Annotated in this window: 21 protein-coding genes and 2 pseudogenes; 6 read left to right on the top strand and 17 right to left on the bottom strand. The window is 37.8% G+C overall.

Annotated features, from left to right (window positions below; genetic code table 11):
• Window positions 1–535: 535 nt before the first annotated feature.
• Entirely contained in the window at window positions 536–1,855 is a 1,320-nt protein-coding gene (locus tag SLH51_RS13755; protein ID WP_335961896.1) for a NarK family nitrate/nitrite MFS transporter, read from the top strand.
• A 102-nt stretch (window positions 1,856–1,957) separates the two neighbouring features.
• Here SLH51_RS13755 and SLH51_RS13750 read toward each other — a convergent pair whose 3' ends face one another.
• The 6 genes from SLH51_RS13750 to SLH51_RS13725 form a co-directional block, all read right to left on the bottom strand.
• Window positions 1,958–2,521 (bottom strand): HPP family protein, encoded by a 564-nt coding sequence (locus tag SLH51_RS13750; protein WP_335961895.1) that lies wholly within the window; start codon window positions 2,519–2,521, stop codon window positions 1,958–1,960.
• Between the two features lie 232 nt (window positions 2,522–2,753).
• Window positions 2,754–3,857 carry a 2-iminoacetate synthase ThiH gene (gene thiH, locus SLH51_RS13745; protein WP_335961894.1) on the bottom strand — a complete coding sequence of 368 codons (1,104 nt, stop codon included), beginning with the start codon at window positions 3,855–3,857 and terminating at the stop codon, window positions 2,754–2,756.
• 52 nt (window positions 3,858–3,909) lie between these two features.
• A complete protein-coding gene (locus SLH51_RS13740) occupies window positions 3,910–4,677 on the bottom strand; it encodes a thiazole synthase (protein WP_335961893.1) in 768 nt (255 codons plus the stop codon).
• A 129-nt stretch (window positions 4,678–4,806) separates the two neighbouring features.
• The gene (locus SLH51_RS13735) at window positions 4,807–5,181 is read right to left on the bottom strand and encodes a cupredoxin domain-containing protein (RefSeq protein ID WP_335961892.1); all 375 of its coding nucleotides are present in this window, start codon (window positions 5,179–5,181) and stop codon (window positions 4,807–4,809) included.
• Window positions 5,182–5,446: 265 nt separating this feature from the next.
• The gene (locus tag SLH51_RS13730; RefSeq protein ID WP_335961891.1) at window positions 5,447–5,758 is read right to left on the bottom strand and encodes a metal-sulfur cluster assembly factor; all 312 of its coding nucleotides are present in this window, start codon (window positions 5,756–5,758) and stop codon (window positions 5,447–5,449) included.
• A gap of 107 nt (window positions 5,759–5,865) precedes the next feature.
• The gene (locus tag SLH51_RS13725) at window positions 5,866–6,555 is read right to left on the bottom strand and encodes a Crp/Fnr family transcriptional regulator (protein WP_335961890.1); all 690 of its coding nucleotides are present in this window, start codon (window positions 6,553–6,555) and stop codon (window positions 5,866–5,868) included.
• Between the two features lie 253 nt (window positions 6,556–6,808).
• Here SLH51_RS13725 and ric point away from each other — a divergent pair, with 253 nt between their 5' ends.
• Window positions 6,809–7,516, top strand: coding sequence for an iron-sulfur cluster repair di-iron protein (gene ric / locus SLH51_RS13720; protein WP_335961889.1), 708 nt, complete (start codon window positions 6,809–6,811; stop codon window positions 7,514–7,516).
• A gap of 423 nt (window positions 7,517–7,939) precedes the next feature.
• Window positions 7,940–8,367: pseudogene (locus SLH51_RS13715) on the top strand (transposase); the annotation flags it as partial.
• Between the two features lie 36 nt (window positions 8,368–8,403).
• On the opposite strand, the gene SLH51_RS13710 reads toward SLH51_RS13715, so the two are convergent.
• Together SLH51_RS13710 and SLH51_RS13705 are read right to left on the bottom strand one after the other, a co-directional pair.
• The gene (locus SLH51_RS13710) at window positions 8,404–9,516 is read right to left on the bottom strand and encodes a TIGR04053 family radical SAM/SPASM domain-containing protein (protein ID WP_335961888.1); all 1,113 of its coding nucleotides are present in this window, start codon (window positions 9,514–9,516) and stop codon (window positions 8,404–8,406) included.
• 221 nt (window positions 9,517–9,737) lie between these two features.
• A complete protein-coding gene (locus tag SLH51_RS13705) occupies window positions 9,738–10,271 on the bottom strand; it encodes a hemerythrin domain-containing protein (protein WP_335961887.1) in 534 nt (177 codons plus the stop codon).
• A gap of 223 nt (window positions 10,272–10,494) precedes the next feature.
• Here SLH51_RS13705 and SLH51_RS13700 point away from each other — a divergent pair, with 223 nt between their 5' ends.
• Window positions 10,495–11,211 carry a YwiC-like family protein gene (locus SLH51_RS13700; protein ID WP_335961886.1) on the top strand — a complete coding sequence of 239 codons (717 nt, stop codon included), beginning with the start codon at window positions 10,495–10,497 and terminating at the stop codon, window positions 11,209–11,211.
• Between the two features lie 224 nt (window positions 11,212–11,435).
• On the top strand, window positions 11,436–12,668 hold the full coding sequence (hmpA, locus tag SLH51_RS13695) for an NO-inducible flavohemoprotein (protein ID WP_335961885.1): 1,233 nt from the start codon (window positions 11,436–11,438) through the stop codon (window positions 12,666–12,668).
• 154 nt (window positions 12,669–12,822) lie between these two features.
• Here hmpA and SLH51_RS13690 read toward each other — a convergent pair whose 3' ends face one another.
• The 6 genes from SLH51_RS13690 to SLH51_RS13665 all read right to left on the bottom strand — a co-directional run bounded on the left by SLH51_RS13690 (window position 12,823) and on the right by SLH51_RS13665 (window position 20,182).
• Entirely contained in the window at window positions 12,823–13,071 is a 249-nt protein-coding gene (locus tag SLH51_RS13690; RefSeq protein WP_335961884.1) for a hypothetical protein, read from the bottom strand.
• A gap of 228 nt (window positions 13,072–13,299) precedes the next feature.
• Window positions 13,300–14,442, bottom strand: coding sequence for a mannitol-1-phosphate 5-dehydrogenase (locus tag SLH51_RS13685; RefSeq protein WP_335961883.1), 1,143 nt, complete (start codon window positions 14,440–14,442; stop codon window positions 13,300–13,302).
• Window positions 14,442–14,879 (bottom strand): PTS mannitol transporter subunit IIA, encoded by a 438-nt coding sequence (locus tag SLH51_RS13680; protein ID WP_335961882.1) that lies wholly within the window; start codon window positions 14,877–14,879, stop codon window positions 14,442–14,444. The genes SLH51_RS13685 and SLH51_RS13680 overlap by 1 nt, the downstream gene beginning before the upstream one ends.
• 12 nt (window positions 14,880–14,891) lie before the next feature.
• Complete coding sequence (locus SLH51_RS13675) at window positions 14,892–16,991, bottom strand: BglG family transcription antiterminator (RefSeq protein WP_335961880.1); 2,100 nt, start codon at window positions 16,989–16,991, stop codon at window positions 14,892–14,894.
• 222 nt (window positions 16,992–17,213) lie between these two features.
• Entirely contained in the window at window positions 17,214–18,641 is a 1,428-nt protein-coding gene (locus SLH51_RS13670; protein ID WP_335961878.1) for a PTS mannitol transporter subunit IIBC, read from the bottom strand.
• Between the two features lie 266 nt (window positions 18,642–18,907).
• Window positions 18,908–20,182 carry a SulP family inorganic anion transporter gene (locus SLH51_RS13665; protein ID WP_335961877.1) on the bottom strand — a complete coding sequence of 425 codons (1,275 nt, stop codon included), beginning with the start codon at window positions 20,180–20,182 and terminating at the stop codon, window positions 18,908–18,910.
• 164 nt (window positions 20,183–20,346) lie between these two features.
• Between SLH51_RS13665 and SLH51_RS13660 the strand changes: the two are divergent.
• Window positions 20,347–20,913 (top strand): annotated as a pseudogene (locus tag SLH51_RS13660) (protoporphyrinogen oxidase); the annotation flags it as partial.
• 241 nt (window positions 20,914–21,154) lie between these two features.
• Here the strand turns inward: SLH51_RS13660 and SLH51_RS13655 are convergent.
• The 3 genes from SLH51_RS13655 to SLH51_RS13645 are packed head-to-tail and all read right to left on the bottom strand — an operon-like array spanning window position 21,155 to window position 23,410.
• Complete coding sequence (locus SLH51_RS13655) at window positions 21,155–21,328, bottom strand: XapX domain-containing protein (protein WP_335961876.1); 174 nt, start codon at window positions 21,326–21,328, stop codon at window positions 21,155–21,157.
• 39 nt (window positions 21,329–21,367) lie between these two features.
• Window positions 21,368–22,189: a phosphoenolpyruvate hydrolase family protein gene (locus tag SLH51_RS13650; protein ID WP_335961875.1), complete on the bottom strand. Its 822-nt coding sequence runs from the start codon at window positions 22,187–22,189 to the stop codon at window positions 21,368–21,370.
• Between the two features lie 12 nt (window positions 22,190–22,201).
• On the bottom strand, window positions 22,202–23,410 hold the full coding sequence (locus SLH51_RS13645; RefSeq protein ID WP_335961874.1) for a Tm-1-like ATP-binding domain-containing protein: 1,209 nt from the start codon (window positions 23,408–23,410) through the stop codon (window positions 22,202–22,204).
• Between the last annotated feature and the right edge of the window lies 1 nt (window position 23,411).

Raw genomic sequence — 23,411 nt, 5'->3', positions numbered from 1 at the left:
GAGTCCGGTTCAATACCGTATCCATACCAGCCAATTAGCTGCTTAATATAAAACTCTAACTTTAGGGGGTCACATCATTTTCAGTGGCCTTTAAGCAATGAAGCCGTTGCCATTGGTGTGAGAAGTGTCTCACACCTTAAAACCCGCTATGAGTGGGTTTCTCAATCCGCAGACGCGCAACCTGCGGAGCCATTGCCGCTTCCTCGATGGACTTTTTCAGTGGCCTCTGGTTTTCACTTTTATCAGTGACCTCTAATCTCCTTTCAAGCTCTTTTTTTTTTGTCCTTTTTCAGTAATTTTGGAAGCAACCCAGCGTTATTTCTCTCACATCATGTTATCTATTCTTCACAATATCTCCATAAAGAGCTCTTTCCACCGTATTCCTACCACTTGTAGCAATCATTTCGTTTCTTTATTTCACCTGCATTCCTTCCTGTTTGGCAGATTTTGTGACATTGATCACATTCAATTATTTTATTTATTTGTATGATTTGATTATCAAATAAAACATTAAACAAATAATTAGGAGGTACCTATGGCACGAATTACTGAGTGGAACCCAGAGAACAATGATTTTTGGAAAAAAGAAGGGAAGCGTCATGCTAAGCGAAACTTATGGATTTCCGTTCCAACATTAATGCTTGCATTTGTTGTATGGCAAATTTGGTCAGTTGTTGCCGTTCGATTGAATGACATCGGTTTCCAATTTACAGAGGAGCAACTATTTACATTAGCGGCCATCCCAGGTTTAGTGGGGGCGTCTTTGCGTTTTGTGTATACATTTGCACTGGGCAAATTTGGTGGTAGAAATTGGGTCGTTTTTTCTACAGGTATATTAATCATTCCTACACTGGGAATTGGGTTTGCTGTTCAAAATCCAGAAACACCATACTGGATCATGCTTACATTAGCTGCACTTTGTGGGCTTGGTGGAGGGAACTTTTCATCTGCATCTGCTAACATTAGTTTCTTTTTCCCTAAGAAAGAAAAAGGAACAGCCCTTGGAATTAATGGAGGTTTAGGAAACATGGGGGTATCTGTTGTGCAATTTGTTACCCCGCTTATCATTGTCATTGGTACGTTTGCTGCTATTGGAGGAGAAGGTCAACTCTTACCTAACGGGCAGGAAATTTGGTTGCAAAATGCAGCTTTTATCTGGGTTATCCCTATTATTTTGATGACAGTCATTGCCTACTTCGGGATGGATAATCTCCCAACAGCCAAACAATCTGTGAAAGACCAATTTATTATCGTAAAAAGAAAACACACCTGGATTATGACAATACTATATATTGCGACATTTGGCTCTTTCATTGGATATGGTGCTGCTTTTCCATTGTTACTCAGATCACAATTTCCAGAATATGTCGCTTTAGCCTTTCTTGGTGCCTTTTTGGCAGCAACTGCACGACCAGTTGGTGGTTGGATATCTGATAAAGTTGGTGGTGCTCTGGTAACGGCTTATGTATTAGTTATTATGTCCCTAGGTGCGTTGTCTGTTATTTACTTTATTGGCCAACAAAACTTCGTTGGGTTCCTATTATCCTTTTTAATATTATTTATCGCTGCAGGAATCGGCTCTGGTTCCACATTCCAAATGATTCCGATCATCTTCCCTGCTAAAGAAGCGGCACCTGTACTTGGATTCACTGCAGCCTTCGCTGCGTACGGATCATTCTTTATCCCACAATTATTTGGTTGGTCCGTATCAAACACAGGTACACCAGTGACCGCGTTGTATTTCTTTGTCGGATTTTATGTTATATCCATTTTCTTAAATTGGTACTATTATCAGAGGAACAATTCAGATATCAACATTAGTGACGCACCACTGAAAATGAAAAAAGCAAGATAAAAACATACTCTGAAATAAAAAAATGCAAAAAAACAAGTGCTACGGAATCATGCTTATTCCATAGCACTTGCATTGAAAAAAAGTTAGATAGAAGCTAGCTATCTAGATCCACCTTTTGGGATAATTCCTGCTTTCAAATAAATTATTATATAATACCGAGATTCCTACGACGATTACAGCACTAAGTACAATTGTTAAAAGCAATCCCCAGCCAGCTTGGGAATTAATCGCAACGATTGCACTTGCAGCAGCAGGCGGATGCATCATTCTTGTAATAATCATAAGTATGACGACAATAGCTAGGGTAATTCCAATTGTAATATGGGACCTTCCAAACACATCCCAAATCGACAATGCTGTAACGGTAGAGAGTAAGTGTCCACCAATTATATGACGTGGTTGCGAAAAAGGACCTTCATGTGCCGCAAAAACGAGTAAACAACTAGCACCAATCGGGCCTAAAGCCATCGGGTAGCTAAGACTAACAGCGAGAATACTTATAATTGTCATCGCAATTAATCCCCCACCTGCAGATACTAGCGAGTCTATTATGCGGACACTCTGATCTTGAGCACTAACTCCTTTCATTTTACTTATATAGTTTGTAAAACTCCAACCCTTTTCCAATTCAGCCGATTTCTTTAATTCCCCTCTTTCCAAAGACAAAAGCAAACCTCCCCTTTTAGCACCCAAAAGTCAAGAGACTTGTTAGATTTGTTCACATGATTTTCATTATATAGGGAATTTTTTAAAAGGTAAATACGCTAAAGTGAATAACGCATATTAATGAGAAAGGAAAAACGTTCAGAGAATTGTTACTCTGAACGTTTGATATTATTGTTGCGGTTATTCAATTAAAGTCCTCTGGTAGGTAAGCTGTTATTAGATATTGACTGACCTATGAATGAATCCAATCTTTAAAAATGGGTTGGTAGCCTTTTTTATATAATGCATTGCAAATGTCTCTTACGCAACGTTCATCGGAAATTTCAAATTGATTCGTTCCCAAGGCTTCAAGAGAATAGCCTCCAACCTCCGTTGATGCTCCTGCAGACATCTTCGTTACTCCAAGAGGTATAAGGTGATCTCTAAAAACCGCACTTTCACGAGTCGATAATGTAATTCCCGATCTAGGTAAAAACAATCTTAAAGCAATGAGGCTTTGAACAAAAGCTTTATCATTCACCTCTGATCGCGGTTTAAAACTACCTAAATGGGGTCGGATCCTTGGGAGTGATAGACCGATTTCTGTACCTATGTATTTCTTTTGTAAATAATCAGCATGCATCCCAGTGAAAAATACCTCTTTCCTCCAGTTATCTAAACCAAGCAAAGATCCGATATTCACACTGCGAAGTCCTGCTTTGCAACCTCTTTCCGGTGTATCAAGACGATATCGATAATTGCGTTTGGGTCCTTTGACGTGAAAATCCTGATAGACATCTTCATTGTATACTTCTTGATAAACGGTAACCCCATCAACCCCTGCAGCTTTTAATTCTTTGTATTCGACTGTGTCTAGTGGGTTGATCTCAATCGAGATAGAGGAGAAGTACTTTTTTAGAACTTCTACAGTTTCTTTAATATATGCAACTGAACTATGTACCTTCGACTCTCCAGTCAAAATTAAAATATGTTTGATTCCCATGCTCGCCAAGTTTTTCGCTTCTCTATCGACTTCTTCCATCGTAAGCTTCTGTCGTTGAAATTGATTAATAATACTAAAACTACAATAGGTACAGTGGTTAACACAATGGTCGGATATATAGATTGGATTAAACAACTGAATCGTTTTTCCGAAATGTTGAACCGTTAGTTGATGGGCTTTTTGAGCCAACTCTTCTAAGTATTCCTCTGCAGCAGGTGATAATAACATCAAAAAATCTTTTTCATTTAACAAGTCTTTATGCACTATTCCGTGGATATCATTACTCGTTACCGAATTGAAAAAGCCTTCAAAATCAAGCAATTTTAATTCTTTAAATACATGATAAAAACTCACTATCTATGTCCCCTCCCTAGAAATCACAATCCATTTTCGGTTGGTTTATTCTCTAAGTCAAAAATCCTGTTAATGGAGAAGACGCCCTTGCCTCTATCGTAGTAGCACCCAACCCGCTTAAATAAGCTGTTCTACCTGCTTTTACACTGTGTGCAAAAGCTTCTGCCATACCAATAGGATCGTTCGAAGTCGCAATAGCTGTATTGACTAAAACAGCATCTGCTCCTAACTCCATCGCCTCACAAGCTTCAGACGGTTTACCAATCCCTGCATCAACAATAATCGGAACCTTACTCTCTGCAATCATAATCCGTACCAACTCCTGGGTTCTAAAACCGCGATTGGAGCCAATTGGTGAACCTAAAGGCATAACTGCTGCTGCTCCAACTTCTTCTAATTGTTTAGCTACTATTAAATCAGGACTCATATAAGGTAAGACAATAAATCCTTCTTTTACTAAACTTTCCGTTGCTTTTATTGTTTCAGAGTTATCAGGGAGTAAATACTTTTGATCAGTTATTATTTCAATTTTCACCCAATTTCCAAGGCCAGCCGCCCTAGCTAGCTTTGCGATACGAACAGCTTCTTCAGCAGTCCTTGCCCCAGATGTGTTTGGAAGTAGAACCATCTCTTTTGGAATAAAGTTCATAATATTTTCCTCTGTTGAACGTAGATCGACACGTCGCATAGCTACGGTAATGACCTGCGCCATAGAACTTTTTACAACCTCAGGGATTAGACTATCATTATTAAATTTTCCGGTCCCTATAAAAAGTCGATTTTTCAACTTAATACCACCAATAGATAACTCGTCTTTCATTTATTTGCTCTCCTCTCCTGTGAAAAAATATCATAGAAATTTTATAATGATCGTTTGACATTCTCTTGCTAGAATAAAAAAGACTTTTACGAAAGAAGACTCTTGCGTAGAAGTCTTTATATGAATTTATTACTCTACAATGAGTGTTGCCGTCATTTCGTCATGTCCACCACCACAAGGTATAGAGCAATAAATGATATATTCTCCTGCTTCTAGAGTCACTGTTTGTTCTCCGTCCCCGTCAATTTTTAGATCCGTACCATCAATTACGACACCATAATATCCTTCTACGTTCTTTAATTCGATTGTTACTTCTCCAGCTTGGACTGTATATACTTCCTGATCAAAGTCCCAATTTGATGCCTCTAATACTACCGTGTTACTACTTTCAATTGTAGTAGCCTCTTCGTTTTCAGTTGTCGTAGGCTCATCACTACTGCCCCCGCATGCTGTTAAAACAGCGACTACCCAGATGATCATCCCACTAACTAATAATTTTCTCATTTTGCATTCTCCTTTTTCATTTTTAACCCGGTCAATTCAAACGATATTACTCTGGTCAAGCCATTTACATCACAAACAATTGACGTACCATCCTTCTCTATTGCATATCGTCAAGGTGACCACCTTTACCCTAGCAAAACTGTTGTGCGAAGACGGTGATTCGTATCACATCCCCTTCACTTTTTTGAAACTGTAACATAATTGTAAAAACTTCTTTTAAAGGCACTGCCTCCAGTTAGGACCGTGTATGAAATTAACTCCTGTCTTAATTCGGAACTCCAAGTGCAATTTTCGCATAACGGGACAATCGATCTTTTGACCAAGGTGGACTCCAAACGATATCCACATGTATGTCATTGATCTCCTCAATTTTAGAAACTTTGTTTTTCAGATCAGCTACGATTTCTCCGGCTAATGGGCAGCCCATTGAAGTCATCGTCATTTTGATCAAAGCATTATTGCCTTTATCAACATCCACTTCATAAATAAGTCCTAAATTCACGATATCGATCCCAAGCTCTGGATCATTTACCTCTTCTAACATTTCATAGATGTGATCAACTAACTCTTTACTCATTTATCTCACTCCTTCAAATTACTGATTCTAATTCTCAGGAACACTGTAACAAAAGGATTCATGTCGGTTTGTGAGTTAAATCACACGGTAATAAAAGTCTACTATTTTTAGATAATTTCATCTTCCAATTTCTCTGATTGAATAAGAAAATAACCTTCTTCGTCCGAGTCAATCAGTCCTTTCTTCCGTAGACGATTAATGGTACGGTTCATTGTCTCTCTCGATGTTCCTATCATGTTGGCTAGTTCCCGATTCGTAAAATAGGATGTGAGTTTGTATTGGTCATCAATCCTCACACCATTTGACTTACATAATCGAAGAAGTAACATCACAATTTGTTCATATGTGTCACGAAGAATTTTCTCCTCCAATCGATTCTGCAGATCGACGATTTTTTCTCCTAATACTTTGAACATTTTAATACAGAGTTCAGGATATTTAAGAAGGATCTTCTCAAACTGCCCAACCGGAATGACAATTAACTCTGCAGTCTCAAGGATCTCAGCATGTGCCGGGAAATTTCCTTTCCGGAAAAAACCAGCGTGAGGAAACATATCTCCAGCTTCGAGAATGGACACAATTTGTTCTTTCCCTGACAGGTCCGTTTTGTGAATTTTCACTTTACCAGAATGAATAAAAAACACTCGATCAAGTGGTTCACCTTGCATAAATACAAATGACCTTGGTGAGTATTTTCTAATTTGAGAAATATCAACAATCGGCTGGATTTCTTCTTCTGAAAGCTCCTTAAAAAGAGATACTCCTTGTAAATGTCTTTTAATCACTGCTAATTTCATATCTAAAACTCCCTTACTCGTTCAATTAGCTGTATCTTCACTTCAATTGTACTAAGTTATCAAAACGAAAACTGTGATGAACATCATAGTTACATGATGAACATGGATATATGGGTACAACCTCTTTTTTATCCGAAGTGATCGAGTTTGTCAAAACTTAACAGGTGAGACGTGATGTATATCACTACATATACGATGATTCGTTGATATCCTTTATATAGATTCAAAATATAAATTACTGGAGGCAGTTATTATGGAACGAACATTTACTGAAACATCTGTTGTAGGAGAAATAGTAACGAAATTCCCTAAAGCGAGTGACCTTTTTAAATCTTATCGTATCGATTTTTGCTGCGGGGGAAACCGGCCAATTATAGAAGCTATTAATGAAAGAAATCTATCTGCAGAAGAAGTGTTAACAAACCTGAATACACTGTATCAAGAAACAACAGCATTAAATGAATCGAGAATTGAATGGGAAAGTGCATCATATCGTGAATTAATTGATCACATTATAAATAAACATCATCGCTATATTAATGAAGAGTTGCCTCAATTAAGCCCATATATCACAAAAGTATTACGTGTTCACGGGGCAGGACAACCTCATTTAGCCATGATCCATCGATTATTCCATGAATTACGTGTCGAGCTAGAGCAGCATTTAATTAAAGAGGAAACAGAAGATTTTCCTCTCATTCTCGAACTTGAGCAAAACCGTACTGAAGAAAACGTTAACAAATTGCTAAAAGTCGTTGAAGAATTAGAAAATGAACATAGCCATGCCGGCAATATTCTAAAAGAACTTCGTGACGTTACAAACGATTTCACCCCTCCAGAAGGAGCTTGCGGCACTTATCGTCTAGTCTATCAACGTCTTGAACACCTAGAATCTGATTTGTTCCAACATATTCATTTAGAAAATAATGTATTATTCCCGCGAGCAGTCGCACAAGTGTAAGATCAGCTTCATAGGTACTCTCCTATAAAGCATATCCAATTTCCCAAAAAGGGGTTGTCCCAAAGGTCATTAAAATCCTTTTTAGGGAACAGCTCCTCTTCTAATTAATAAAGGAAGTGGAAAAGCGACCGCTCCCGGGATGGGGGGCACGCTTTCCGCAGGCGGGTGCTGAACTAACCGGCAAGCCGGTGATTTCAACCTACCCTTTCCTCCTGCAGGAGTCGGCCACCCCATCCCGTCCGCTTAGTTTGACTTTCTTTCAAAAAATGCACAAAGAATCCCCAAATAAATGTTGAAAATCTTGAGTCAGAATAAATGGCTCAAGGTTTTCGTCGTCATTCCACCTAAAAAAGTGCACAAAAAAATCGCTCTATCGTTTAAAGTGAAATACCATAACAAACATTCAACAAGGAGCGATTTTTTATGTGCAACCAATTGGCTACTTTTAAAGATTTATAACATGAATCAACTGATTCTTCCTATGGATTATTCAGATTTAATTTCAGAAAATCATGTTGCTCGTGCGGTGAACGACATGGTGAACCGACTGGATGACCATCTGTTTTATGACGTGTATTAAAGATGGTGGGAGACCTGCCTATCATCCCAAAATGAAGACCAAAGTTATTCTATACGGAGATACACAAAAAATGTTCTCTTGTCGAGATAATGCGAGTGCTTTTCGTGAAAACCTTCCAATGATGTAGCTTGCCTTCCAACAATCTCCTGATTTTCGTACAATAAACCGATTTCGATCCTAACGCTTAAAACCGTTAATGGGCACGTTATTTACGGAACTAACCAAACTTCTCATTACAGAAGAGTACATTGATGGAAAGCACTACTTTTTAGTTTTTCAGGGGCTTTTGGGACAATCCCTTTTTAGATTATCTTTTGTTTCTCATTGATTTTGGAATGTATACACAGAATGGTTCACTTTCCATATAGTCCCCGGTCATCGCATAAGCTCTAGACCTGGATCCCCCGCAAACATAACGAAACTCACAAACACCACACTTCCCTTTATACTTATCAGGATTACGTAAATCTTTGAAAATAGGTGAATCGCGATAGATCTCTGCTAATGGCAATGTGCGAACATTTCCTGCTTTCACAGGTAGCAACCCACTTGGGTAGACATCCCCTGTATGAGAGATAAAGACAAAGCCGTTCCCATCATTCACTCCTTTTGGTGCCCGTCCTAATCCATCAAACGGACCAGTCATTCCTTTTGCTAATGCATCCTGATAATGAATAGCTTGATCAAGGTTAGCATTCTCTCTCATTTTTTGTTGAATCACAACACGTCGATAATGCTGTGCAGCAGTTGTTTTTATATCAAACGAAACATTTTGGCTTAATTTATGAAGCCAGCGAAACACTTGTTCATGTTCTACTGGTGAGATCATATCGGTTTGTTTCCCTCGTCCTATTGGCACGAGGAAAAATACGCTCCATAGCACGCAATTCAACTCTTCCACTAATTTAGCCATTTCTTCTAGCGCATCAACATTATACCTCGAAATCACGGTATTAATTTGGATAGGAATTTTCAACTTGTGCAAATGACGAATCGCGTTCATTGTTAACTCAAATGAACCTTCCGTACCCCTGAAATGGTCGTGTATGACAGCTGTGGGGCCGTCCAAACTGAATGCCCATCTAGCAAGCCCAACGTCCTTTGCTTTTTGAATCGCTTCTTTCGTAACGTTCGGGGTAGCGCTTGGTGTCATCGATACTCGGACACCTTTTTTGATTGCATATTCGGCAATATCATATACATCAGGACGCATGAGTGGATCCCCTCCAGTAAACACAAGCATTGGATTATCCATTTCATATATGTCATCAATGAGTTGTTTTCCTTCTTCCAATGTGAGTTCAAGAGGGTGACGATGGTACTCGGCCTCTGCCCGACAGTGAAGACATTTTAATTCACAAGCTCTAGTTAGTTCCCAAATTACGATAAATGGATTTTCATTAAAGTCACGATTAAACATTCCATTCCCTCCAATCAATTCATCTCCATTATAAGCTTGTATCCGATGGTCGGATGTGAGCTACATCACGGGGGAAAGAGCAGTATCTTTTGATCCTCAGTCCAAAACTAATTCAAATGAGCAAAAGTCACTTAAAATCGTTAAATGTTATCCCTTCCAGAAGGTACGATCAAATATACGAAAAAATGAACACGGAAGAGTAAACCGTGTTCACGAAGTTATTACACTGTACCTATGTGTAGTTCTAATCTTTTTTTCTCTTCATTAGTCAATAGTTTTTCTGCCATAGGAAATAAGATTTCTTCTTCCTTTAAAAAGTGTTCTTGTAATACATGGTACGCTCGGTTGTAGAGTTCTGTAATTTGAAATAATTCGCTTATGGTGAGGCATTCCTTTAAATTAATTGTTCCCTCTAGAAACTTTCGTAAGTTGCCTTTTGCTTGATCGTGCTCATATTCCATCACATATATTGGACCTACATCTTTTCCGATGTAATTTGCCACCATCGGAAATAACACTCCTTCCTCTTTTTCAGAATGAGGATCTAAAAGAGCAACGAATTGGATAACTCCGTTACGAAGTTGCAACAATTTCTCTTTTATTCTCCCAATCTCATTCTCTTTTTCAATCGATACCGACAATTCATACAAATTATCCATTTGTATTCTTAAAGGTGTATGCTCGCTTTTAAGTCTTTGAAGAGGTGCACATAACTCTACTGACCCATTCCCTGCTAATTCACAAAATTGGCTCATAACTGAAACCCTCCTTTTTCACAAGACTACCAGAGAAACAATTACGACAATGTGATTGAAATCACATAATTTAGGCCTTCTAGAAATACATGAGCAACTGGAGATTGTTATCCATTGTGATGAATGTCATTTTGAGCAAGATTAAAATGTGTTATTTTTTATGTGAAATCATGCTAAAACGCTTCAAAGAAAAGGAACAGATATTTTGAGAGGGGAATTGTAAATGGTTATTCCTAAAGAACACGGAACATGGCTAATGTTTTTTCTTCCATTTTTGTTGGGTGTGTTTTTATCACAACCGAATTGGTTTCATATTCCTTTATTTGTTGGATGGTTCTTTATTTACTTAGCGTCAACTCCATTTTTGAATATAGTTCGAAATTCCAAACTAAAAAAATCTATGCAGCCCTGGTTACTGAGCTATAGTTTAATAGCAGTTATTTTTATAGTGCCTGTCGTATGGATTCACTCATCCTTAGTTTTACTCGGTTTGTTTCTTGTGCCACTTCTTGGCATGAACATCTACTATATTAAACGGAAAAACGAGCGAAACTTATTAAATAATTTTAGTGGGATTTTGATATTTTCACTAGGTGGAGTCGCCGCTTATATTATTGGTAGTGATGGTTGGTCAAACGAAGCCTTTCTTTTGTTAAGTTGGGTTGTTTTCTACTTTATGGGTAGCTCGTTTTATGTTAAATCAATGATTAGAGAGAGGACGAATATGCATTTCAAAATGAAATCTCATATCTATCATGGCGTATTACTCTTTATTCCCTGGCTTCTCACAGCTCCTTGGATGACTTTGGCTTATTTCCCTGGAATACTAAAAGATTGGTTTACCTCCAGAGGAAATCCTGTTAAACCAATAGTTATTGGTATGGTTGAGTTAGGGAATGGCGTTATTTTCTTTGCTTTTAGCCTGCTTTTCTTAATGTAAGTTTAATGGGGATGAAAATATATTTTATGAGATACAGACATACAGTGATAGTTTTATGAACAAACATTAACGGGCTCGTTACAAGCACTTACTCACATCTTTAAGTTCATTCGAAATAGTGTCTATTTGTTGAAAGGTGTATTTTATATATTGCTTTTAATCGAAAGCGCATCCATACTAAAGATGTATTTAAAATACTTGTTTAAAAAATGGAGGATTTACATATGACAACAAAGGTATTAGATTCCAAAACAATCGAAACTATTAAGTCAACAGTCCCAGTTCTTGCAGAGCATGGCACTGCTATTACAACCCGTTTTTACCAAATGCTATTTTCAAATCATCCAGAATTGTTACATATCTTTAATCATGTAAATCAAAAACAAGGGAAACAGCAACAAGCACTTGCCAATACCGTATATGCTGCCGCGCAGTACATTGATAACTTAGAAGCCATTCTTCCAGTAGTCAAACAAATCGCCCACAAGCATCGTAGTCTAGGGATTCAAGCTGAACACTACCCAATCGTAGGCGAACACTTATTATTAGCGATTAAAGATGTACTAGGGGATGCAGCCACAGATGAAATCATTAATGCCTGGGGTGAGGCATATGGAGTAATTGCCGATGTCTTTATTTCCGTTGAAAATGAAATGTATAATGAGGCAGCTTCGAAGACAGGTGGTTGGGATGACTTCCGAGAGTTCGTCATTTCAAAAAAAGAAAAAGAAAGCGAGGTTATTACATCCTTCTACTTAAAACCAAAAGACGGGGGCACGATTTCCGACTTCCAACCAGGTCAGTATATTACAGTAAAAGCAATCATTGACGGAGAGAAGTATACTCATTTAAGACAATACAGTTTATCTGATGAGCCTGGACAAGAATATTACCGTATCAGTGTAAAGCGCGAAGATCAAAAAGGAGATATACCAGCTGGCATCGTCTCAAACTTTCTTCATGATCACGTTTCTGAAGGAGATCTATTAGAAATTACAGCACCTGCTGGAGACTTTGTATTAAATTCACAAGAAGAACGACCTGTCGTACTTCTTAGCGGTGGCGTTGGTCAAACTCCGATGATAAGCATGTTAAAAACACTAGCAAACCAACAACCAAAAAGACAAGTCACTTATGTTCATGCGGCTATTAATAGTACGTACCATGCATTCAACGAAGAAATAACCAATGTAATTCATTCGTCTGAGAACATTCGTTACTTTTTATCCTATGAATCACCGACTGAAGAAGACAAACAAGCTAAAAATTATCAAAAAGATGGATATATTGACCTCCCATGGTTACAGTCTATTCTAAAGAACAACGAAGCCGAATTTTATTTCTGTGGTCCAGTACCCTTTATGAAAGCTATAAACAAAGCATTAAAAGAATGGAACGTACCAGAAGAACACATTCATTTTGAATTTTTTGGACCTAAAGGAGATTTAGATATTTAATCAAACATTAGGTCAGGACACAATCGGTAAACTTTACATTTTAGTCGCATTCTGTAATTAGACCATAATACAGATGGCGCATTTCTTATTTAAGAAATGCGCCTAGTATTTTTGAACAACCAAATTATAAAAAAGGATTTCTTATCGATTATAACTAATTAAATTCGCCTGCGTTATACTTATTTAACAACATCTCTCGAACGAATTGTCTGCATTCAGAAGATAAGGATGACCTTTGAGGGTGAATTAAATCTCCAAATGGCATACCAGCAACAAACTTGACTTCCCCTTCTAGATCTTTCCCAAAAACGGCATCAAATCCAGTGAATTTTACAAAAATTGTATTATGTTCAGTTTTTTTGAAATCAATTACACGTAAAACGTGATCATGTTCTTGATACATTCTGTATACCTCCTTATTTGTTGTTTAACTACATCAAAACTGTTTAGTTAAATATCAGCAATACATCCATTTTAAAGGTTCTACCCTCATAATTTCACTTTACAATCAACTACAAATTTCACTCCACTTTTTAAGTATACTTCTAAAATATGTTCCCTAGGTAAGTGCAGAATCATTTTCGCCTTACCACAAACAAAAACACACTACAGGAGTGTGTTTTCCGCTCGTTTATTTTGTAAGCTTCTGCATAATCAACTCGAAAAGTGGATGACCTTTTGGAACCTGACATATTTCCTCGATTGTTTTTTCGTAGCCTACTTCTTTTATCTTTGATTGTAATGATACGGCTTCTTCATCTTCAGAGAAGTCGTAATTTAATGCTGCAGCGATTGCTTTTGCTAAGTTTACAGGCTGACCATTGACATATTTATAATGTTGTACGGCCGGGCTAATCAAGCGATCATTTGGTCCTAGCTTCCTGATAGGTCCTCTTGCAACTCGTGGAATCTCATCATTAATATGTGGATTTTTGAACCTGCCAACGATTTTATTCACATAGTTCATATGCTCATCTGAATCGAAGTTGTATTTTTTCACTAATACAGCTCCCGTTTCCTTTAATGTATCCACAACAGCTTGAAATACATCTTCGTTCTCCATCGCATCCTTAATTGTCTTCAACCCAGCAAGGTAACCAAGATAAGCACACGCAGCATGCCCCGTGTTAACCGTAAAGAGTTTGCGTTCGATAAATGGAGTTAAATCTTCTACAAATGTAGCACCTTCAATACTTGGAACATCTCCGATCATATTCAAGCGATCGACAACCCATTCATAAAATGGTTCAACTTTAACCATTAGCTTATCGTCATTTGTTTGGTTTGGTACAATTCGATCAACAGCCGCATTTGGGAACGCAAACGTTTGATCAAATTTATTCTTTTCATCATTCGATAACTTGTCATAAACATGTTTCTTTAAAAATTCACTGCCACCAATCATATTTTCACAAGCAATAATATTTAAGGGCTTGTCGGTTTGTTCCACTCTTTTTCGTAGCCCATGTGCAAGCAATTGTGAGATGATCACAAGAACATTTGGACCTACCGCAGTTGTTACTATGTCTGCCTCGCTAATCGCTTCTAGTACCTTTTCAGGATTTTGCATGCTATTAATCGCTCTGACATTCGTAACAGTTGTTTCCTCACTCGTTTCGTCTGCAAGTACAACTCGATATTTACGCTTCCCATTTAACAAATCAACTACTTCAGCATTCACGTCGACAAAGCATACTTCATAGCCTGCATCGGATAAGAGGCTTCCAATAAAGCCTCGACCGATATTCCCTGCTCCAAAGTGTACAGCTAACATTACACCACCTCATCAAACAAGCTTAAGATCTCTTCTGCTGATTTCGCTTCAACAATTTTTTCAATATTTTCTTCTTCAGAGCAAACAATAGCAATTTGCGAAAGAATTTCTAAATGTTCGCCATCTTTCCCAGCAATTCCAATTAACACTTTTGCAAGATTTCCATTTCCAAAATCAACACCACCAGGAACTTGAACAATGGAAAGACCTGATGTTAGAACTTCTTGCTTCGCATCTTCTGTACCATGTGGAATCGCAACGAAATTGCCCATGAATGTTGACGTCAGCTCTTCGCGTTCTAGCATTTTTTCAATATAAGCCGGTTCTACATAGCCTTTATCGACTAAGATTTGCCCCGTCCCTCTGATCGCTTCTTCTTTATTATTAAAACTTGCGTTAAGTTGAATATTTTCCGCTGATAAAATTTGCTTTGTCATGTTAAGCACTCCTTATTTGTTTACTTTCATTTCATAAATTGCTTTTAATTCAGTTGCTAGTAGATTTTCTAAATCCTCTTTTGAGCTCGATTGGAATGTTTCTATACAATCTTCATCTCGAATAATAAGAGAACTGATTCCACTAAGAAGTTCTAACGTTTCCTCATTGCTATCCTTTGGTGAAAGCATCAAAAGGATTGTATTGATTTCTATCGTAGATTCATCCATTGCTTTTACAGATAGCGGATGCGAAAGTCGACTGATTGTAAAGCTTGGTACTTGGATCTCATCACTTCTTGTATGATAGAGCGCAAGTGACGTATCCGGAATGCCCAGTCCACCAATTTCTTCACGTCTTAAAAGTTCTTCTATGACCCCATCGATATGACTAATAACATTTGTCGCGTATAAATGTTCACACAAATTAAATAGAGCTTTCTCAATGGAAACAGGCGCTTTGAGATTGGTAATAGAAAACCCATTCAAGATTTGATAGATGGCCGTTGTATAGTTTTTTACCTTCTCAATTCCTTGAAGGAACACTCCGCTATTGACCTGGTTCCTATCGTCCTCTTTCCCCAGCTTTACTTCACCTAATAATTCCTTTTTATCTTGTAAATGCCGTTTGATCTTGTCAATATCTTCTTCAGATAACAATGGACTTACCAATAGATATTCGTTGTTGAACTTTTTCAAAGGGATAGTTGAAACAATGGCGTCAAACTCTTTAACATGCATTTCTTCTAAGTCAAAAAGAGACGCATTCACTGTTTTTAATCCTGAAATTTCCTGCTCTAATTTTGTTGAAAGCATCTTAGAGGTACCAATCCCGCTTGAACAAACAACTAGTATTTTGCGTTCCTTCCCTTCTCCTTTATGTATCAAGGCAGAAGCAAAGTGCATTACTAAATAGCCAATTTCTTCTTTCGGTACGTGTAACTCCGTGAAGATCTCTTTCACTCCTTTTTCCAAAAGGATAAACAGATCGTGATAATCGTGTTCAATTTTCGTAAGAAGAGGGTTTGAAATCCTCATTTGTTGCTTCATACGATACATTGCAGGTCGCAGGTGAGCGACTAAACCTTGAAATAAAGGCATATTATTTGTTAAGTCACGATCCATTTCCTTGCTTATGAAACGAATTAAATTCTGAGCCAGGAGACCAACTTGAAGACTTGTATCCTCCAACAGATCATCGTGATCATTACGCAGCTTGGCACCCATCAAATGCATCGTAATATAGCCAACTTCACCATGAGATATGGTAATTCGAAACACTTCTTCTAATCCGGCAACGATCTTCTGGGCTACTTTGAACTCTTTTGTTTCCTTTAAACTTTCTAAGTAATCCGCGTCAAAATTAATGTCTTCCCCTTGCTGGATACGTTCAATCGCTAGTGCTAGGTGGACCACAAGACCAATATAAGCGCTGTCTGCGATTGAATAGGGCAAGTCGTTTTTTATTTGGTCGATTTGTTTTTCAATAATAAGAAGCTTCTTTTTCTCGACCAATCCAAGCAGGCGGTCTGTTACCGTATCGACCGTTTGAGATGATTTTCTTTGAATTGTTTCTTTCATAATAGAGATAAATTCAAATTCATCAATGTTGTCAATAATCAGTTTGCTCATTGCTCTTCTTTTTGCTGTCTCAGAGCCGGTAATTTCAACTCCGTAGCCACGTTTTCTAACCAATGTTAAATCAAAAGGCGCAAGTCGTTCTTCGACTTTATTAAGGTCATTGCTAATCGTTGCAATCGTTACATTGAGATCATTTGCTAATGAGACTAACTTCACAGGTTCAGTTGTATCTAGTAATTCAGAACAAATAATCGTTTGGCGCTCTTCGGGGGTATATTCATTATGAGATAAATTAAACAGGAACATCCTCAATTTTTCTTTTACCTCATTGTCACCGATTACATGAATGCCAAAACCAGATTTCTTATTCAATCTAAGGTTATACTCTTTTAACGTTTCTTCTACCCCTTTTAAATCACGGTGAACCGTACGTGAACTGACTGTTAGTTCATTCGCTAAATCTTTTACTGTTGTTTCTTCTCTTGTGTTTAATAAAAGCTCTAGTATCTTTCGTTCCCTTGCCGAAATATACATAAAATCCACTCCACCATTAAAGATCTAATGTTCTATTTTGAGCAAAGTTAGTGACAAATATGATTTATCATTTCTTACAATTACTATGATAGAGCTTGCTGGGCTTTATCTCAACAAAAGGAAAATGCAATTTCGTCACCTTGATTGTTGCCATAATTAAATTGTAGAAGAAGTTCAAAATGAGACTGACTCATCAAATAGAGTCAGTCTCATTAAAGCCATTTATTTCAAATCTTCAATTAACTCATCATATTTAGGACTGTTTAGGAAATTATCAACAGAAATATGGTGTGCTGTTGGTAGCTTTTCTTTTGCACGTGATGTTAAATCTTTATGCGTTATTACAATATCCGTATCACTCGGAATATTGTTAATGGACGTGTTCGTAATATCAATGTCCAAACCAGCTTTTTTCGCTTTATTTTTCATAATAGAAGCTCCCATTGCACTAGATCCCATTCCTGCATCACACGCGAAGATAATTTTGTTTACATTTTTCATATCAATTGCTTGTTCTTTAGTTGGTTCAAACGATCCCGCAACTGTGCTTTTCTTGCCTTTCATTTCTTGCATTTTTGCTGTTGCTTCATTTATATCCTCATCTTCTGCCTTTTTGCTAGATTTAAGAATAAGCGAAGCGATTGCAAATGAAACAACCGTTGCAACAAGAACCCCTAGCAATACTCCAAGGTGACCTCCACCTTTAGGTGTCATTGCCATTAGTGCAAAAATACTTCCTGGAGATGGCGGCGCAACTAATCCAACATTGAACAATGTGAATGTGAATACCCCACTTATCCCACCTGCAATTGCTGCTAAAATTAATAATGGTTTCATTAAAATATATGGGAAGTAAATCTCGTGAATCCCACCAAAGAAGTGAATAATTGCTGCACCTGGTGCTGTTTGTTTCGCAGTACCTTTTCCAAAAAACATAAACGCCAGCAGTATACCTAAACCTGGCCCAGGGTTTGATTCTAGTAAAAATAGAATTGATTTACCAGCTTCAGCAGCCTCTCTTGCCCCAAGTGGACTCAAAATTCCATGGTTAATAGCATTATTTAAAAATAGAACTTTTGCTGGTTCAATGAAAATACTTGCTAGTGGAAGTAAGCCTGCGCCCACAATGACTTCTACCCCAGCTGCTAATGCTTGATTTAATCCAACAACTACAGGACCAATTGTCCAAAAAGCAGCAAGTGTTAAAATACCCGCTAAAATACCTGCTGTAAAGTTATTGACTAACATCTCAAAACCTTGTCTTACCTTCGGCTGAATGAATTGGTCGACCTTTTTAATTAACCAACCACCCAGAGGTCCCATAATCATAGCACCAAGAAACATCGGAATATCTGCTCCTACAATAACCCCCATGGTTGCCGTTGCACCAACGACTCCCCCACGACCATCGTAAACCATTTTACCACCGGTATAACCGATTAATAACGGCAATAAATAAGTGATCATCGGCCCAACAAGCTGCGCTAGATCTTCGTTCGGAAGCCAACCGGTAGGAATAAATAATGCAGTAATAATCCCCCAGGCGATAAAGGCTCCTATATTTGGCATAATCATGCCACTTAAATAACTACCAAAACGTTGAATCTTCACGCGGAAATCCGGCTTTGATCCCTTTTCTGAATTTGACATATATATGCTCCTTTCGCTTTTACAAATATAATTTTGATGGAATATAACCTTACATGTATTATCATAAGCCCGAAGTAAAACGGTTTCAATTTAAAGAAAAGAGCATTTTGTCATTCACATTGTTGTCATAATTGAAATAAGCGATGTGGATTGATAAATTGATCATCACAATAGTCCCGTTACAGCACGAAAAAAAAGCATTTCTCAACGAAATGCTTTAAATGCTCTTGGAGAGTACACTTTTATTTGAGTACCCGAAAAACTCATTATTCCTTCCTATAACTAGACCTAAACTTAAGAATCCACACAGAAATAAAACTTAACACTAAACCAATTAAAATCCCATACGTTAAACCAAAGGCTAAGGAGCTTACAAACGTCATACACAAAATGAAATCATGATTATTGATTTGTTTATTTTTCAATGAATTGTATGGCAGATCAATTAAATTTTTAGCAGCAAAGATGATCATTAGAGCTAACGCGGCAAGCGGCAAATGAACAAACCCTTCTGTAAAATAAGATAGCACCAGGATGACGAATAGTGTAGCAAACAAAGAATTCAAACTTGTACGCGCTCCTGATTGAGCACTAACTGCTGACCGTGAGAAAGCACCAGCAACCGGAATCGAACAAAAGAAACTACCAAACACATTGGCAAGTCCAAGCGCAAATAATTCTTGATTAGGGTCGAGAACATCCTTTATCTTCTCATTTAACGAACTAGCCATGACAAACGACTCTAAAAAACTAATAACTGCTATAAAAAAAGCAAGAGGTATAAGATTTATCCATTGATTTTCAATAAGCAGTGGAATAGAGAAACTTGGAAGACCACTTGGAATAACGCCTACAGTCTTAATCATGTATTGTTCCAATGAAAAAATAATAACGATTGCTGTACTGATAACAATAAAAACGAGCGTTGGAGGCAGGACCTTGCTCCGCTTACTAATAAAATAAAAAATAAGAAGCAATAGCGAAAAAATCATTGTATTTACATGTGCGGTTGGTAATTTTTCTCCAAAATCTATTACAGCGAAGAAAAATGGTAACTCTCTCGCAAAGGATACACCGATGAGTTGACCAATTTGATTTAAAATGATCGTCAAAGCTAAGGCTGATGTAAACCCTTGGATAACACTATGAGGTACAAATTGCATAAGAGCGCCAATTCTTAGCACAGCCATCAACATTTGAACAAGACCGACTAAAAGTGTCAAAAAGACAACATAAGCCAAATAGGAAGCTGTCCCAGGATCAGCAAGTGGGGCAACCCCGGCAAACACCATAATTGATATAACTGCAACTGGTCCTACAGATAATTGTCTAGACAAACCAAACAAACCGTACATAATCGCTGGAAAAATAGCAGTATAAAGGCCATATACTGGCGGAAGGCCTGCTAAGATTGCATAAGCCATTCCTTGTGGGATAAGAAGCAACGAAACCATGAAAGCTGAAAAAAGGTCTTTTCGAAAATAAGTCAGTTTATAATCTTTTATTTGTTGAAACACTGGCATTAGGCTTGGCTGTTTCATAACTGGCCTCCTTCCTTCATCATCTACAAGTAACCGAACATTTCAGTTTATGAATCATAGGAGACAAGTATGTTCACCATCTCTTACATTGTATAAGAGGTGAGGAAAACTGTAAGACTTACTTTTACAAGACGAGGTTGTTTATAACTGTCGTAACAACTCTTCATAACGTTGCGCAAACCTTATTAGACCAACCGGATCTAAACGTTAATTTTAACAAATTACAAAATTCATATCTAAAAAGCATTTACCTTGGCTTTCAGATTTCAGATGATCAACTCCCTGCTGATGGGACTGGTTTTATTGTTTCGGAAAATAGTGATCTACATTGTGATGCCTGTACGTGGACAAGTAGAAAATGGAAGCATACGTCAGAGAAACGCAACTTATTAGTCCGACTCTTTTATAAAAGCTCCAACCCTTCCTACCAATCGTTGACACATATGAATGAAGCAGACCTTATTCAAACTGCCTTAACCGATATTGAGAAGAGTCTTGGGATTGTAGCAGAACCACAAGCCGTCGAGGTTACCAACTGGGATGATTTGATGCCAAACTACCATTTACAGCATAACCAAGCGGTTCGTTCTCTGAATGAGAAACTATCTTCCACTTTTCTTAATGTCATTTTAGCAGGTTGTTCCTATTATGGAGTTGGAATCGGAGCCTGCATTGCAAACGGCAAGGAAACAGCTGAGGTTATTAAAGACAAAGTGATCAATTCTATTTAAGAATTAGAAGGCAATAAATCGTAGCTAGCACCTTTTATGGTGAATAGTTTGAAATCATGATAGCTCAGCGTCCCAATTGTTTAAGGTGAAAAAAGTATTTTGGAGTGGTAGGTTAAAAAAGTCGTTTATTACTTATTCAGTATGATTGGCAATCCTCTTTTTCATAAATGTTTATCATATATATTCTATTCACGCGTAAAAACCACATCTAATAAATTGTGGTTTTTCGCGTGACAACATCTTATATTTGTTTAATGATTGGTAAAATCCATACATAAAATTGATAGCCTAAAAAGATACCTAGGATTCCAATGATACCTGGAAGAGCTGGTGGAGCCGGGATTGGCAGTTTCACTAATCCAAATACAAAACCTACAATGGCTCCAGATAATAGGGCAAGTAATATTTGCAGCATTCTTCTCTCACCTAATTCTTTTTACAAAATAGAATCAAACTACATATTTTTAAACTTCTGTACTTGTTCTGAGATCGCTACTTCTGTTGGTAACCTTTCGATACTAGAAGCTCCAAAGAAGCCAGACACTCCCTCTGTTTTACTTAAAACATAAGCTGCATCTTCTGGTTCAGAAATTGGACCACCATGACAAAGAACGATAATGTCTTCATTCACCGCTTTTCCAGCATCATGAATTTCTTGAACTAATTTTACTGAATCATCCAAACTCATCGCTGTTTGTGCCCCAATTGCTCCTTTCGTTGTTAACCCTACATGAGCAACGAGAATGTCAGCCCCTGCTTTCGCCATCTTCTCTGCATCTTCTTTATTAAATACGTACGGAGATGTAACTAAACCAAGGTTATGAGCTTTTCTAATCATTTCAACTTCTAAATCATATCCCATTCCGGTCTCTTCAAGGTTTTGACGAAACTGACCATCGCATAGTCCGACAGTTGGAAAGTTTTGCACTCCAGAGAAACCCATATCTTTTAATTGTTTAAGGAATAGATCCATGTTTCGAAAAGGATCTGTTCCACACACACCGGCTAAAACCGGTGTATCTTCAACTACTGTTAATACTTCATTCCCCATTTCAACAACGATTTGATTAGCATCACCATAAGGCATTAAGCCAGCTAATGAACCGCGACCCGCCATACGATAGCGACCGGAATTATATATGATGATTAAATCGATGCCGCCTATTTCTGCACTTTTCGCAGATAACCCAGTACCAGCCCCACCGCCGATAATGACCTCGTTGTTTTGAATATTTTCATTTAACCTTTTTAACACTTCTTCTCTTTCTAATGCCATAGTTTGTTCCCCCTATTTCATTAAGTGTAATAACTGATCACTAATTAATTGTGCTACTGCAGGATCATTGATGTCTTCTTCTACTTCAATAAAAGGAATATCTTCATGAAGGTTCTCTTTCAAACTGTTGAAAAGAGCTTCACGCTGCTTGACCCCTTCAAACGCTTGACCTTCCCGATCTAATAGAGACACGCCTCCTTTTGGAAAAATGACGACCGAATTGTGTTTTGCTTTGTTCAGTTTTTCCGCTATGATTTTTCCAAATTTGATATTCTCTTCAACGGTTGTCCTCATCAATGTGGTCGTTGGGTTATGTTGATAGAATGTTCGATCCTTAAATTGTTCAGGTATTGTTTCAGGAGGACCAAAATTGACCATATCCAGTGCTCCTACTGACACAACTTGAGGAATGGACTTCGCTCCGGCACTTTCAAGTCGATTATCTCCTGCACTAAAAATGCCTCCGACGACTTTATCAGCAAATTCAGTTGTTGTAATATCAGCTACCCCTTGAATATAGCCATCTTGGATCAACGCTTCCATCGCATCTCCACCAGTGCCCGTTGCATGAAAAACCAATACATCATATCCATTCTTTTCGAACTGCTCTCTCGCTTTTGTTACACAAGGAGTGGTGACACCAAACATCGTTGCCGCAATCATCGGTTTATGTGCAACATCAACTTCAACAGCCTCACCATTCACCATTCCAGCTAAAGCATTGGCTCCATTTTTCAAGATTTGAGCTGATAAACTATTAATCCCTGCTATATCGACAACGGAATACATCATCAAAATATCTTTTTCACCAACATATGGACGTGTATTCCCTGATGCTACTGTAGACACAATGAGCTTCGGAACCCCTATAGGAACCTTCCTCATGGCAGTGGCAGCCACTGTTGTTCCTGCAGTTCCGCCCATCCCAAAAATTCCAGCTACTTTATTTTCTTTTACTAGTTTTTGTATAATGACTGAAGCACCTTCAGCCATCGTTGACACAGCAGTCCCACGATCATTTTTCTCTCTCAATTCTTCTATTGAAACTCCACCAGCTTCTGCCACTTCTTCATTTGGAATATCACCAGTAATAGAAGATTCATAGATTCCAGTATTCATTAACAGCGTGTTCAATCCGCATTTATCCAAAATTGATTTTACATAGAGGAATTCCGTTTCCTTTGTATCCAATGAGCCAATAATCACAATGTTTTTACTCATA

It is taken from the genome of Halalkalibacter kiskunsagensis, assembly GCF_037027555.1.
GTDB lineage: Bacteria > Bacillota > Bacilli > Bacillales > Bacillaceae_D > Halalkalibacter > Halalkalibacter kiskunsagensis.
This window is presented reverse-complemented; position numbering and strand designations above follow the sequence as displayed.